The sequence below is a fragment of the Huintestinicola sp. genome (assembly GCF_051882455.1).
Taxonomy (GTDB): domain Bacteria; phylum Bacillota; class Clostridia; order Oscillospirales; family Ruminococcaceae; genus Huintestinicola.
Map to the genome: position 1 here is coordinate 13,139 of NZ_JBJERV010000031.1, position 14,818 is coordinate 27,956.

The 14,818-nt window shown below is 49.3% G+C and carries 14 protein-coding genes and 1 tRNA gene; 13 read left to right on the plus strand and 2 right to left on the minus strand.

From position 1 onward, the window contains the following. Positions 1 to 3 precede the first annotated feature (3 nt). From speE to prfB, 6 genes are all read left to right on the plus strand, one after another. Positions 4 to 858: a polyamine aminopropyltransferase gene (gene speE, locus ACI4J0_RS03965; RefSeq protein ID WP_439764521.1), complete on the plus strand. Its 855-nt coding sequence runs from the start codon at positions 4 to 6 to the stop codon at positions 856 to 858. Next, positions 842 to 1,708, plus strand: coding sequence for an agmatinase (gene speB / locus ACI4J0_RS03970; RefSeq protein ID WP_439764522.1), 867 nt, complete (start codon positions 842 to 844; stop codon positions 1,706 to 1,708). Before speE ends, speB begins: the two co-directional genes overlap by 17 nt. A gap of 3 nt (positions 1,709 to 1,711) precedes the next feature. Then, a complete protein-coding gene (locus tag ACI4J0_RS03975; protein ID WP_439764523.1) occupies positions 1,712 to 3,067 on the plus strand; it encodes a chloride channel protein in 1,356 nt (451 codons plus the stop codon). Continuing rightward, positions 3,054 to 3,596, plus strand: coding sequence for a nitroreductase family protein (locus ACI4J0_RS03980; RefSeq protein WP_439764524.1), 543 nt, complete (start codon positions 3,054 to 3,056; stop codon positions 3,594 to 3,596). Before ACI4J0_RS03975 ends, ACI4J0_RS03980 begins: the two co-directional genes overlap by 14 nt. Before the next feature lie 21 nt (positions 3,597 to 3,617). After that, complete coding sequence (locus tag ACI4J0_RS03985; RefSeq protein WP_439764525.1) at positions 3,618 to 4,082, plus strand: NUDIX hydrolase; 465 nt, start codon at positions 3,618 to 3,620, stop codon at positions 4,080 to 4,082. Between the two features lie 62 nt (positions 4,083 to 4,144). Beyond that, positions 4,145 to 5,275 carry a peptide chain release factor 2 gene (prfB, locus tag ACI4J0_RS03990; RefSeq protein WP_439764526.1) on the plus strand — a complete coding sequence of 377 codons (1,131 nt, stop codon included), beginning with the start codon at positions 4,145 to 4,147 and terminating at the stop codon, positions 5,273 to 5,275. 389 nt (positions 5,276 to 5,664) lie between these two features. Here prfB and glmS read toward each other — a convergent pair whose 3' ends face one another. Continuing rightward, positions 5,665 to 7,503, minus strand: coding sequence for a glutamine--fructose-6-phosphate transaminase (isomerizing) (gene glmS, locus ACI4J0_RS03995; RefSeq protein WP_439764527.1), 1,839 nt, complete (start codon positions 7,501 to 7,503; stop codon positions 5,665 to 5,667). A 133-nt stretch (positions 7,504 to 7,636) separates the two neighbouring features. After that, positions 7,637 to 7,720, minus strand: a tRNA-Leu gene (locus ACI4J0_RS04000). A 171-nt stretch (positions 7,721 to 7,891) separates the two neighbouring features. Between ACI4J0_RS04000 and ACI4J0_RS04005 the strand changes: the two genes are divergently transcribed. The 7 genes from ACI4J0_RS04005 (at position 7,892) to ACI4J0_RS04035 (ending at position 14,714) form a co-directional block, all read left to right on the plus strand. Further along, a complete protein-coding gene (locus tag ACI4J0_RS04005; protein WP_439764528.1) occupies positions 7,892 to 8,479 on the plus strand; it encodes a helix-turn-helix domain-containing protein in 588 nt (195 codons plus the stop codon). A gap of 151 nt (positions 8,480 to 8,630) precedes the next feature. After that, positions 8,631 to 10,043 carry an HD domain-containing phosphohydrolase gene (locus ACI4J0_RS04010; RefSeq protein ID WP_439764529.1) on the plus strand — a complete coding sequence of 471 codons (1,413 nt, stop codon included), beginning with the start codon at positions 8,631 to 8,633 and terminating at the stop codon, positions 10,041 to 10,043. A 330-nt stretch (positions 10,044 to 10,373) separates the two neighbouring features. Next, positions 10,374 to 11,732: a magnesium transporter gene (gene mgtE, locus ACI4J0_RS04015; RefSeq protein WP_439764530.1), complete on the plus strand. Its 1,359-nt coding sequence runs from the start codon at positions 10,374 to 10,376 to the stop codon at positions 11,730 to 11,732. Positions 11,733 to 11,796: 64 nt separating this feature from the next. Continuing rightward, on the plus strand, positions 11,797 to 13,239 hold the full coding sequence (gene pyk, locus ACI4J0_RS04020; RefSeq protein ID WP_439764531.1) for a pyruvate kinase: 1,443 nt from the start codon (positions 11,797 to 11,799) through the stop codon (positions 13,237 to 13,239). Positions 13,240 to 13,260: 21 nt separating this feature from the next. Further along, positions 13,261 to 14,082 (plus strand): peptidylprolyl isomerase, encoded by an 822-nt coding sequence (locus tag ACI4J0_RS04025; RefSeq protein ID WP_439764532.1) that lies wholly within the window; start codon positions 13,261 to 13,263, stop codon positions 14,080 to 14,082. A gap of 54 nt (positions 14,083 to 14,136) precedes the next feature. Beyond that, entirely contained in the window at positions 14,137 to 14,481 is a 345-nt protein-coding gene (locus tag ACI4J0_RS04030; protein ID WP_439764533.1) for a hypothetical protein, read from the plus strand. A gap of 5 nt (positions 14,482 to 14,486) precedes the next feature. Beyond that, a complete protein-coding gene (locus ACI4J0_RS04035; RefSeq protein WP_439764534.1) occupies positions 14,487 to 14,714 on the plus strand; it encodes a hypothetical protein in 228 nt (75 codons plus the stop codon). Positions 14,715 to 14,818 lie beyond the last annotated feature (104 nt).

Here is a 14,818-nt window from a genome sequence, read left to right on the forward strand (position 1 = left end):
TTTATGGAGCTGTGGTTCAGCGAATATCATTCAAAAGGCGCAAAAATGTCTATTAGAATAGACAAGCAGCTTTTCAGCGGACAGAGTGAATTTCAGAGAATAGACGTCTTTGACAGCCCCGAGTTCGGCAGATTTCTCACCCTTGACGGGCTTATGATGCTTACGGAAAAGGACGAATTTATGTACCACGAGATGATAACTCACGTGGCAATGGCATCAAATCCCGAAATAAAGAAGATACTCGTTATCGGCGCAGGAGACGGCGGCACCGTAAGGGAGCTTACCCGTTACAAGACTGTGGAGCATATCGATATGGTGGAAATTGACGAGGAAGTTGTCAGCGTCTGCAAGGAATATCTCCCCCAGACCGCCTGCAAGCTTGATGACCCCAGAGTACACCTATATTTTGAGGACGGACTCAGATACGTCCGCACCAAGGAAAACGCCTATGACCTGATAATCGTTGACAGCACCGACCCCTTCGGACCCGGCGAAGGACTTTTCACCAGCGAATTTTACGGCAACTGCTTCAATGCCCTCACGGAAAACGGCATACTCGTAAATCAGCACGAAAGCCCCTATTACGAGGAGGACGCCAAGGCAATGCAGAGAGCCCATAAGCGCATAAGAGAATTTTTCCCTATCTGCAATGTCTATCAGGTGCATATCCCCACATACCCCTCGGGACACTGGCTCTTCGGCTTTGCCTCAAAGACTGTTGACCCGCTGAAATTCGATGCCGACAGGTGGAACGCCTTGGGAATAAAGACAAAATATTACAACACCGACCTGCATAAGGGTTGTTTTGCCATTCCAAACTATGTAAAGGAGCTTCTCGAGGATGCTTGCACAAACTAATTCATTCATAGCCTGCGATACGCCTTTTGAAGAGGCAGAAGCGGTAATATTCGGCGCACCCTTTGACAGCACAACATCATTCCGCCCCGGGACACGCTTCGGACCTTCCGCAATGCGCTCCGAAAGCTTCGGGATAGAGACCTATTCCCCCTACCAGGACAAAGACCTGCTTGACTTGAAGGTGTTTGACTCGGGAGACCTTGAGCTTTGCTTCGGCTCCCCCGAAAAAGCCCTTGAGGATATCGAGGAGCATACAAAAAAGATACTTGACTCGGGAAAGCTGCCCGTAATGCTTGGCGGCGAGCACCTTGTCACACTCGGCTCCTTCAGAGCAGTGCAGAAAAAATATAATGACCTGTACCTTCTCCACTTTGACGCTCACTGCGACCTGAGAGAAGATTATCTCGGGCAGAAGCTCTCTCATGCCTGCGTTATCCGCCGCTGCCACGATATCGTGGGAGACGGCAGGATATTCCAGTTCGGCATCAGAAGCGGCGACAGGGACGAGTTCCGCTTTGCCTCCGAGGGTCACACCGAAATGCACAAAACAGGCATAAAGGGCGTATCCTTTGAAGCCCTCCCCGCCGTTATCGAAAAGCTCAAGGGCAAAAACGTCTACCTTACTATAGATATGGACGTTCTTGACCCCGCATATTTCTGCGGCACGGGCACACCCGAAGCGGGAGGAGCCACCTTCAACCAGCTTCTTGAAGCCATAATAATGATAGGCGAAAGCCTTAATATCGTCGGAGCAGACCTTAACGAGCTTTCCCCCCATTACGACCTGAGCGGAGCTTCCACCGCTATCGCCTGCAAGCTTCTCAGGGAGCTTCTCTTAGCGGTGCTTTAAGCTATGAAAAAGAATATAAAGAGCATATTTTCGGATAACGAAAATATATTTTACCAAAGCGCCGTATTCTTGAAATGGCTTGTTATAGCCGTTTGTTCGGGAATTGTGATAGGAGCTGTGGGAGCGGTCTTTCACGAGCTTTTAGGCTATGTGACCGAAATAAGGCAAAGTAACCCCTTTCTCATACTGCTCCTGCCCATATTCGGCGTTATCATCGTATGGCTCTATAAGCTGTGCGGAATGGATAAGGACGGCGGCACCAACAGCATTATAAGGGGCGCACGAGGCGAGGAGACCGTCTCCCCCAAGACCGCCCCTCTCATAATCATCGCCACACTTCTTACCCATCTTTCCGGCGGCTCCGCAGGACGTGAGGGAGCGGCGCTCCAGCTTGGCGGAAGCCTTATCTCCCCCCTCAGAAAGCCTTTGAAGCTAAGCGATGAGGATTATTCCGTCCTCATAATGTGCGGAATGGCAGCAGGCTTTTCAGCCCTCTTCGGCACACCTGTTGCATCTGCCATATTCGCCATAGAAGTGACCGTAGTGGGAATAGTACAGTATTCGGCAATAGTCCCCTGCCTTATATCCTCGGTAACTGCCGCAATAACCGCCTCGGCAATAGGAGTTCACCCCACCTCATTTACTGTGGAGACCGTGCCCGTATTCGGCTCAGGCTCGGCTGTCACCGCCTTGCAGGTGCTGCTTATGGGAATAGCCTGCGCACTGGTAAGCGTACTTTTCTGCGCCGCCATTCCGGGAATATCTGGCGCATATAAGAAATACATTCCCAACGCCTACCTCAGAGCCGCAGTCGGCGGACTTACTGTCGCAGCCATTTCCTTCGGACTTTACTTTCTCACAGGGACCTTTGACTACAACGGCGCAGGCACAGACGTTATCGAAAGAGCCTTTTTAGGCGAATGCCGTCCCGAAGCCTTTCTGATAAAGATACTCATTACCGCCCTTACTCTCGGTGCAGGCTTTAAAGGCGGCGAGATAGTCCCCACTATGTTTGCGGGAGCCACCTTCGGCTGCTTTTTCGGAGGACTGATAGGACTTCCTCCCTCATTCGGAGCAGCGCTGGGGCTTGTTGCGGTTTTCTGCGGAGTAACAAACTGCCCCTTATCCGCAATAATACTGAGCATTGAACTTTACAGCACCAAAGGACTGCCCTATTTCGCCCTTGCTATCGGACTTTCCTATATGCTCTCGGGCTACAGAGGGCTTTACAGTGCCCAGAAATTCTATGATAACAAACTTCGTCACAAAAAATTCAAGCGTTTCCGTACATATCAGGAAATACGTGAAAGCCTGAACGATCATGATACAAAGGAAGAAAATAACAATGGAACTGATTGAATGTATAAAGACCCGCCGCACCGTCCGCAAATTCACGGATAAGCCCGTTTCAAAGGAAACGCTTACGGAGATGATCTCGGCAGCGGCATACGTCCCCTCCTGGAAAAATTCCCAGACCGCAAGATGGAATGTCATCACCGACAGAGCAATTATCGAAAAAATAGCTCTGGAAGCCACCTTCGGCTTTGAGCATAACAGGGATATAATCCTGGGCTGCCCCTGCCTTGTCGTCCAGAGCGCAGTCACCAAAAGATGCGGCTATGAACGTGACGGCAGCTTCACCACCTCCAAGGGTGACAGCTGGGAAATGTACGACAGCGGAATTGCCGCACAGACCTTTTCCCTTGCGGCGCACAATGCCGGTCTCGGCTCGGTGATAATGGGAATAATCGACGATAAAAAAATAGCCGGGATAATCAAGCTCCCCGACACCGAAAGGATAACCGCTGCCATCGCTGTAGGCTACCCTGCCGAAGAACCGAACTGCCCGCCTAAAAAATCAGCGGAAGAAATTGCCAGATTTATCTGAACCACAGAAAGGAACATACATATGGGCTATATATCCGATATAAGAAAATATGTGGGACATATGCCCATCCAGCACACCGCCGCCAGCGTGATAGTTGAAAACGAAAAGGGAGAGATACTTCTCCAGAAGCGTACCGACAACGGCACCTGGAGCTACTGCGGAGGAGCGGTGGAGCTTTTTGAGCGTGTGGAGGACGCCGCCGCAAGGGAGCTTCTTGAGGAAACGGGACTGAAAGCCCTGAGCCTTGAGCTTTTCGGGATATTCTCGGGCGAGGAACAGCATTATATCTACCCCAACGGCGACGAGGTAAGCACAATCGACATCGTGTACATCTGCAAAAGCTTTTCGGGAGAGCTAAAATGCCAGCCCGAAGAGGTTCTGGAGCTGAGATTTTTCGGTATAGATGAGATACCCGAAAATATCAGTCCACCCACCTGCGAGCCGCTTCGCAAATATATGGAGTACCGCCGGGGAGCAATGTTCTGACGATACCGAAAAAAATTCGTCACACCAAAACAACACTTTACGGATATACGGAGGAAAAAACAATGCTTTTACTTGACGAACTCAGACTGGAGCTTGAGGGCTACAGAAAGGATATGAAGGAGCTTTACGTCATACTTAACATTGACAAGCTCAAGGAAGAAATTTCGGAGTTACAGGAGAAGTCCGCAGCTGACGGCTTCTGGGACGACCTTGAAAACTCACAGAAGGTAATGCAGACCATCAAGCAGAACGAAGCCACAATTGAGGGCTACAAGAAGCTCAACGATATGCTTGAGGACACACTCACAATGATAGAGCTTACCGTAGAAGAGGGTCAGGACGAGGACGAGGATACGGTAAACGAGCTGAGAGCCGAGGCTGACAAATTCAAAGCAGAGCTTGAGACCACCAAGCTCACCACCCTTCTCACAGGCGAATACGACAGCAAAAACGCCATTCTCACCTTCCACGCAGGCGCAGGCGGAACCGAGGCTCAGGACTGGGCAGAAATGCTTTTCAGAATGTACAACCGCTGGGCAGAGCGCCACAATTTCAAGGTAACTACCCTTGATTATCTTGACGGAGACGAAGCAGGCATAAAATCCGCTTCCATACTGGTTGAAGGACTTAACGCATACGGCTTCCTGAAGTCGGAAAACGGCGTTCACCGTCTTGTCCGCATCTCACCCTTTGACTCCTCGGGAAGACGTCAGACCTCCTTTGCTTCCCTTGAAGTAATGCCCGAAATGGACGGCGCAAACCTCAACATCGAGATTCGCCCCGAGGACCTGGAGATCGACTTCTACCGTGCCAGCGGCGCAGGCGGACAGAAGGTAAACAAGACCAGCTCCGCAGTACGTCTTACCCATAAGCCCACAGGAATAGTGGTATCCTGCCAGACCCAGCGAAGCCAGTACCAGAACAAGGATTACGCCATGAAAATGCTTGTCTCCAAGCTTGCGGAGATCAAGGAAAGAGAGCACCTTGACAAGATCGAGGATATCAAGGGCGTTAAGAAGGAGATCGCCTGGGGCGCACAGATACGCTCCTACGTATTTATGCCCTACACCCTTGCCAAGGACACCCGTACAGGCTTTGAAAACGGCAATATAAACGCCGTTATGGACGGCGACCTTGACGGCTTTATAAACGCCTACCTCACCGCCCTTTCCCACGGCGACCTTAACGGATAATTACCAAAGCGGAGCTGCCCCCAAAAATGGAGCTGTTCCGCTTTTTACATTATAGCACGTTTGTATCATTTTGTCAAGAGTTTATCGAAACAAAAGTTGCATTTTATAAAATTTTATATGCCTGCACAAAATCCGACTTCACGAATTGTAAAAACAGCACATATATATCAAAAATGGCTGCCGCTTAAAATGCGACAGCCATTTTATACTATAGCAAGACACAGAAATAGACTGACAAAAGGAGGCGAGTGCAAAGCTTGAAGAGTTAGGAAGGAACCCGCAGGCAGGCTTGCCGCCTGTCAAGGGTGAGTGACGACACTATTCAAGCTTTGAACCGCCGAACTTGGCAGGATATTTTTGTGGATTGCTATAATTGAAAATTAGTATTTTTATTCAACCGTAACGCTCTTCGCCAGATTTCTTGGCTTATCAGCATCAAGCCCCTTTGCAAGGCTCACATAATACGCCATAAGCTGTAAGGGTATCACCGCAAGGCTGGGAGTAAAATGCTCGTCGGTCTGAGGGGAATAAACCGTAAAGTCCACCGTGTCCTCCACATTGTAATGACCGTAGGTGGTAAGCCCCATGAGATAAGCACCGCGGCTCTTGACCTCCACCAGATTGCTTATAGTTTTCTCAAATAGGTCATTCTGGGTGAGAACACCCACCACAAGAGTGCCGTCCTCAATAAGGGAAATTGTACCGTGCTTCAGCTCACCTGCTGCATACGCCTCGGAATGGATATAGCTTATCTCCTTGAGCTTCAGACTTCCCTCAAGGCAAATGGCATAATCAACTCCCCTGCCGATAAAGAAAATATCCTTTGCATTGGAGAACTTTGAAGCAAACCACTGAATGCGCTCCTTGTCGTCAAGGAGCTTCTGCATTTTATCGGGCAGGCTCATAAGCTCGGCAATAAGAGCAGCATATTTCTCCTCATCTATCTCCCCTCTCACCATTGCAAACTGCACAGCAAGCAGATATGAAACGATAAGCTGAGTGCTGTATGCCTTTGTGGTGGCAACGGCTATCTCGGGGCCTGCAAGCGTGTAGAAAACATTGTCAGCCTCTCTTGCAATGGAGCTGCCGACCACATTCACAATGGCAAGAGTTCTAATGCCCTTTTCCTTAACGTCTCTGAGAGCCGCAAGAGTGTCCGCCGTCTCGCCCGACTGGCTGATAAATACCACCATATCGTCCTTTCTGAGAATAGGACTGCGGTATCTGAACTCGGAGGCAAGCTCCACACGTACAGGGATACGTGCAAGATCTTCAATAACGTACTGCGCCGCCATTCCCACGTGATAGGAGGAACCGCATGCAACGATAACGATCTGTCCGATGCCCTTGATATCCTCATCGGAAAGTCCCACAGCGGAAAGGTCGATCCTGCCGTCCTTTACAGCAGAAGCAAGGGTGTCTGCCACCGCCTTGGGCTGCTCGTGTATCTCCTTGAGCATAAAATGAGCATAGCCGCCCTTTTCCGCAGCCTCAGCGTCCCACTTTATCTCGGTAGACTGCTTTTCGATAATGTCCCCGTCAATGTTATAAAACTCCGCGCCATGGCAGGAAAGCCTTGCAAGCTCAAGATTGCCTATGTAGTAAACATTTCTCGTGTGCCTCAGAATTGCGGGAACGTCCGACGCAAGATACGCCTCACCGTTCTCCACGCCGATTATCATAGGACTGTCCTTTCGTGCGGCATATATCTCCCCGGGGTAGTCCTTGAACATCACCGCAAGGGCATATGATCCGCGGACACGGACCATAGCCTTTGAGATCGCGTCCACAGGACCTGCGTTGTATTTCTTGTAATAATAGTCGATAAGCTTAACGACCGCTTCCGTATCGGTCTGGGAATAGAAAACATAACCGTTCTTGGAAAGCTTTTCCTTTATCTCCCCGTAATTCTCGATAATGCCGTTGTGAACAGCAACAACGTTCATATCGTCGCTTATATGGGGGTGAGCATTCTCCTCGGAAGGCTCTCCGTGAGTAGCCCAGCGGGTGTGACCGATACCGCAGCAGCCCTTTAAAGCGTTGCCGCTGTCAGTTTTCTCCTCAAGAGCCTTGAGACGGCCCTTTGCCTTGACAACTTCTGTCTTTCCGTCGCCGTCCCGCACCGCAAGACCTGCCGAGTCATAGCCTCTGTATTCAAGCTTGGACAGACCCTCCAGCAAAATGGGCGCCGCCTGCCTCTTGCCTGTAAATCCCACAATTCCGCACATATGATATCCTCCTTAAAACCTCTGGCTGATAAACATTACTCTCTCCATAAAAGAATTATAACATAAAAATCCGATAAAATCAACCGAAACGCAAAAAAAATAACGCCTGCAAACCCGAAGATCTGCAGGCGATTGGTGCGAGAGATGGGACTTGAACCCACACGTCAAAGACACACGCACCTCAAACGTGCCTGTCTGCCTATTCCAGCACTCTCGCATATTATCTGACTCGTATCAGTCAGCTTTTATATTATATCACAATATAATATGCTTGTCAATACCTTTTTGAAAATTTTCCCGAATTTTCTGAAATAAAAAAATTCTACGGAGCGTTTATTGCAATTTGCCTCGGGATAGGTTAAAATAGACCATGAAAGGAGCTGATGATATGAACTGCTCAGAAGCAGGAGCGCTCATTAAAAAGCGGCGCACCGAGCTGGGACTTACCCAGAAAGCCCTGGCGGATAAAATGAACATAAGCGACAAAACTGTCTCCAAATGGGAGAGAGGACTGGGTTTCCCCGATGTAAACCTGATATCGGAGCTTGCGGAGATACTTTCCGTAAGCATAGAAAGCCTTATCATGGGGAAATGCGAACAGAATGAGTTTAAGGAGATCAATATGAAAAACAATGTCTATTACATCTGCCGTCAATGCGGCAGTATAACTGTCAGCACAGGCAAGGCTGAGATAACCTGCTGCGGCGAAAAGCTTGAGCCTGCCGAACCCAAAAAAGCCGCCGAGGAGCAGAAGCTCACAGTCTCCCCCGTGGAGAACGAGTGGCTCGTCACAGGCGACTGCCCGATGACAAAGGAGGATTACGTATCCTTTGCCGCATTCGTCACTGCCGAAACAATTTATATGATAAAGCTTTACCCCGAGTGGGATCTCTGCTTCCGACTCCCCTGCCGGACAAGCGGAAAGCTTCTCTGGTACAGCAAAAAACAGGGACTTCTGTTCCAATACGTCCGCTGAGCTGCTGAATGTAATACCCTTCTCTGCCGTTTCCTGCCGTTTTATTTTGTATAATGTTGTCTGTCCGTATTGACAATACCCTATAAATATGATATAATAACAGTAAATATATAATTTTTCGACACGGCATATACAGAAAGGCGGTATAGAAATGCTCCAGCGTTCCAGGAAGATACTGATAATCTCCGATGTTGAGGACATCGGTCAGAGTATATCGAAAATTCTCGGTCCGGGATATGAATTTTTCCTCTCACCTGCGGACGAGCCTGTGTTTACCATAGGAGGCAGAACGCTCCCCGATGTTCTTGTACTCGATATCGCCGCGCCCGACCTCAGAGCGGAGATAGCAAGGACTATCCATAATGACGAGAGAATTTCCGCCCTTGATGTTATCTGCCTGATGAATGAAGATGAGGACGATGAGAAAACAAAACGCTTTGTGAGCGATCTGTTTACGATCGTGAACCGTTCGGAGGATTTCCACGAGGTTGCGGAAAAAATAAAAAGCATTTTTGACGAGATAAACGGCGGTACCGATAATACGGATGACGAAAAATCCGATGATGAAATACTTGCAGAATCCCAGTCCTGCCTTAATAATATGTCCTACCAGCTTATCAAGGCAATTTCCCTTCTTGCCGAGGTGAAGGACCCCTGCTTCAGAGGTCATTCAAGGCGTTCCGCTTCTCTTGCCAAGGAAATTCTGAAAAGAATGGGCGGCACTGAGGAGGAGCAGATGAGGATATACTACGCTGCTCTCGTTCATGATATCGGAATGGTGGCTATCCCCGACCATATCGTTGGAAAAAGAGCCTCACTTTCCGAAGAAGAATTCAACGACCTAAGACAGCATACAATTATCGGTTCGAAAATATTCAGCGGCGTAACTCAGATACCCGAGATAAACCAGGGCATCAGATGGCATCACGAGCGCTATGACGGTACAGGCTATCCCGACGGTCTCAGCGGCGAGGATATCCCTCTTGCCGCAAGAATAATCGCCGCAGCCGACGCCTATGACTCCATGACCTCCGAGATGGTCTACCGCAGCAGTATGGGGCAGCAGCAGGTAAGAGAAGAATTTATCAAAGGCTCGGGAACTCAGTTTGACCCCGAGATCGCAAAGATAATTCTCTCCATAATCTACGATGACAAGAATTTCGAGCGCCGTCAGATATCCAAGAATGACTGGAAGATACTTCTTGTTGACGACGATCCTATGATACTGAAAATGGCGGAGTACATTCTCAGCCGCTACAAGCAGTATAAGATACTTCAGGCAAGCTCGGGCAGAGCCGCTCTGAAGATACTTCGCGAGGAAACGGACATCGACCTTATCCTCCTTGACGTGGAAATGCCCCTTATGGACGGCATTGAGACCCTTATCCGCATACGCTCGGACGAGCTGACCCGAAGCCTGCCGGTTATTTTCGTTACCGCCGACAGCTCAAGGGAGACCCTCAGCAAAGCGCTTAAATTCGGCATAAGCGGCTACATAGCAAAGCCCTTTACCCCCACATTCTTCGTCAAGAAGATAAACGAGATCTTAAACAAAAATATATGATATTCTGCGGAGCCCTTCACGGCTCCGTATTTTTTTGCAAAAAATACGTTAATATCACGCAAAAATTTCATTGCTGTGATTGACATAAATAACAAAATATTGTATAATAAATTTAAATGCGGCTATCGTATTACTGTGCCGCATACCACGATAAAGGAAGTGAGAGTATGGAAAGCGGAAGTAACAGCGGTGTGATACCACGAAGGCGCTCTGTCTGCGTTTTTATACCTCACAGTCTTACTCGGCTGCACTGCTGATATACAAAAAACGCAGGCAGAGTCAAGCGGTATTGTGCCTCCTGTTTTATCAAAATAAAAGGAGGTCATTAAAATGGAAAAATATGAAGCTGCTGTGCTTGTTAAGCACAGAGCATTCGTACAGCTGAAAACTGCGCTGCAGGAAATGATGCCCGCCGACATCGCTCAGCTGCTCAGCGAGCTTATCGAGGAGCAGGACGAATTCGGCGAGAAGGAATTTACCCTTATCTTCCGCGTGCTCCCCAAGGAGCTTGCGGCGGAAGCCTTCACCTATATGGACAGCGACCTTCAGATGGTGCTGATAAACGCCATCTCCGACCGTGAGCTTCGTGCTGTCCTTGACGAGCTTTTCCTTGACGATACGGTCGATATCATTGAGGAAATGCCCGCTAATGTGGTCTCGCGAATACTGAAAGCCACCGACCCCGACAAAAGGAAGCAGATAAACGAGCTTCTCAATTACCCCGAGGACAGCGCAGGAAGCATTATGACAACGGAGTTTGTCTACTTCCGGAAAGAAGATTCCGTCAAGGAAGCCTTTGAGCGTATCCGCAGCGTCGGAGTTGTTAAGGAGACCGTTTATACCTGCTATGTCACCGATAACCGCCGCCTGGTGGGACGGGTCTCCCTTCTCGACCTGGTGGTTGCTGACGAAGACGCAGTTATCGAGGATATCATGGATTCCACGGTGGTAAGCGTTTACACCCACGATGACCAGGAGGCTGTCGCAAATCTCTTTGCAAAGCACGGTCTTGCGGCTATCCCCGTCGTTGACAAGGAAAACCGCATTGTGGGAATAATCACCTTCGACGACGTTATGGACGTCATCAGAGAGGAAAACGCTGAGGATATGGCTATGATGAGCGCCGTTATGCCCAGCGAAGAGAGCTATTTCAAAACAAGCGTCTGGAAGCACGCCCGAAGCAGAATTATCTGGCTTCTGGTGCTCATGCTCTCGGCAACGCTCACAGGTGCCATTACAAACCATTTCGAGGCTCAGATAGCAGCCATTCCCCTGCTGGTATCCTTTATGCCAATGCTTACGGGTACGGGCGGAAACTGCGGCTCCCAGTCCTCCACAATGGTAATTCAGGGTATGGCGATGGAGGAAATTCGCCTCAAGGATTTCTTCAAGGTAGTGTTCAAGGAATTTCGCATCGCCATCATATGCAGCGTTATCCTTTCGGCGGTAAATTTCGGCAGGATAGTTCTTTTCTATCACGATGTGAAGATAGCCGCTGTGGTTTCGGTCACTCTCGTGGGTACCGTTATCCTTTCAAAGCTTTTAGGCTGTATGCTGCCTATGCTGGCAAAGAAGATACACATCGACCCTGCGATAATGTCCGCTCCCCTGCTCAGCACCCTTGTGGACAGCTGCTCCACACTTATGTATTTTACAATTGCCCTTCACGTTCTTGATTTTCCCGCATAAACGGGGAATGATATAACAATGCAATACAGCGGTCCGGAAAGCCGCTTTGAATGGAGAGATCTTAATGAGAAAAACAAAGATAGTGTGCACTATGGGTCCCGCTACCGACAACGACGACATTCTGAGAGATATGATGCTCTCGGGAATGAACGTTGCCAGGTTCAATTTTTCCCACGGCGATTATGCCACCCATGAAAAACGCTACGAACAGCTCTGCCGCATTAGAGAAGAGCTGGGACTGCCAGTTGCAGCCCTTCTCGACACCAAAGGTCCCGAGATACGTCTGGGAAAATTTGCGAACAAAGCTCCCGTTACCCTATGCGACGGAGACAAATTCACCCTCACCACCGAGGAAAGGGTCTGCGACAAGGAAATTGCCTCCATCAGCTTCAAGGGTCTGCCCGATGATGTAAAGAAGGGTACGGCTATCCTGATAAACGACGGCGCTGTGGAGCTTAAAGTCGAAAGCGTCAGCGGAAACGAGATACACACCGTTGTTGTCCACGGCGGAGAAATTTCCGACAACAAGGGCATAAACGTCCCCGGAGTGGAGCTTTCCATGCCCTACCTTTCCGAAAGGGATATGAGCGACCTTGAATTCGGCGCAAAGATAGGCTTTGACTTTATTGCAGCCTCCTTTGTAAGAACTGCCGCAGATGTGGCGTATCTGAAAAAATTCATCAAGAGCCTTGGCTGGAGCACCCCGAGGATAATCGCAAAGATAGAGAATATGGACGGCGTGAAGAACATCGACGAGATACTCGAGGTCGCTGACGGCATTATGGTCGCACGAGGCGATATGGGCGTTGAGATACCCTTCGAGCAGATACCCGCTATCCAGAAGGACCTTATCCGAAAGGGCTACAACGCCGGCAAGCAGGTCATCACCGCAACTCAGATGCTTGAGTCCATGATAACCCATATCCGTCCCACCCGTGCGGAGATAACCGACGTGGCTAACGCTATCTATGACGGTACCTCGGCAATTATGCTCAGCGGCGAGACTGCCGCAGGCAAGCACCCTGTTGAGGCGGTCCGCACAATGGCGCTCATTGCCGAGACCACCGAGAACGATATAAACTATGTTAACCGCCTCCGCGCCCGCGCCGAGGATAAGGGCAGGGATATCACCAACGCCATTTCCCACGCTGCCTGCACCACTGCCCATGACCTGGGGGCAAAGGCTATCGTTACCGTTACCAAAACGGGCGGAACGGCGAAAATGCTCTCGAAATTCCGTCCTGCCTGCCCCATTATCGGCTGCACTCCCAGCGAGATAGTCTGCCGCCAGATGAATTTGTCCTGGGGCGTTACTCCCCTTATGATGGACGAAAAATCCAGCACAGACGAGCTTCTTGACGGAGCCATAGACGCAGCTGTGAGCCACGGACTTCTGGAAAAAGGCGATGTAACCGTTATTACCGCAGGAATTCCTCTGGGCGTTGCGGGCAACACCAATATGCTCAAGGTAACTGTTGTGGGCAAGGAATCGGGAACGCATATATAATATCTGAAAGGAAAAATGAAAATGAAAATAAGGAATTTAAAAAATCTTGCCGCTCTTGCGGTATCTGCCGTTATGCTCTGCGCCTGCGGAGCAAATTCGGTAAGCAATACAAGTATGCAGGGCAAACCCGAAGGAGAACAGACCGATGCAGCAAATACAGCTGCGGAAAGTACAGCTGCCGCAAATGCCGCAGAAGGACCTCTCTACAACTTTGATATGCCCGAGGTGGGTGAAAAGATAGCCGTTATCACCGTCAAGGACTTCGGCGAAATAAAGATAAAGCTGTTCCCCGAGCAGGCTCAGAAGGGCGTTGATAACTTTGTGGGTCTTGCGGAGATGAACTATTACGATGAGCTTATCTTCCACCGCATCATTCCCCACTTTATGAATCAGGGCGGCGACCCCACAGGAACGGGCACGGGCGGCAAATCTATCTGGGGCGATAAATTCGACGGCGGCATACCCGAGGGACTTTATCATTTCAGCGGAGCGGTTGCATATGCAAATTCAGGCTCCACCGCTACAAACGGCAGCCAGTTCTATATCGTAAACACCGACCCGGGCGAGTTTGAGCTGGGCGGCACTTATCTTGAGGACGGCTCTATATATAAATATCAGACCTTTGAGGAAGCAGGCTTTACTCACCCCAAAAATGTTCAGGAAATGTATAAGGAAAAAGGCGGCACACCCTTCCTTGACGGAAGCTACACCGTTTTCGGACAGGTTTTCGAGGGTATGGACGTTGTAAGAGCCATGGGACAGGTAGAGACCGATGAAAACGACAAGCCTCTCACTCAGGTAAAGATGGAGTCCGTAAGAATAGTAGAGTATACGGGAGAATAAAATATCTGCTGTGGGGACATTTCCTCACAGCAAACTACATAGGGGGAATACATAATGAAGCTTTGCCCTAACTGTCACCGTTTAAGCAAGGACGATGACTTCTGCTCCAACTGCGGCAGCGCAGTTTATGACGACAACACTGATTATTCCGTTAACTGCTCTCAGATAAAGGGGCACACCCACGAAAAGCAGACCTTTTCCGATAACACTGCTTCCCCGCAGCAGTACAGAAGCTACTCTAATACCGGGTCCTCCTCATCACCCGAGAAAAAGAAAAAAGGCAGCGGCTGCCTTAATCTGATAATACTTATTATTGTAATAAATGTGCTTGCAGATGTGTTCTTCGGAGGTATTTCGGAGCTGTTTGAATTTCTGGGAAATCTTCTGAATGAGATATGACAGGTATGGAACGAATTTCAATGGAAGAGCTTCTCGCGCTCCTGCGTGAGATATGCGGCGAGGAGGGCATTGCCTCGAACACCGAGCTTATGGAAAGCGGTCTGCTTGACTCCTATGCATTTATAAACCTGCTTAGTGAGCTTGATATGAGGGGGATATCCATAGAGCCTACAAGGGTGGGACCGGACAATTTCTCCACTGCTGAGAAAATACATATTCTTTGTCTGAAATAATTATTATTCGCTGTACCAAATGTGCAGCGAATTTTTTATCGGTTCAGAAAACCTCCCCCTCTCCGATTTTTTTCGGGGAGGGGGAGGTTCTTTTAGCTTTTTTC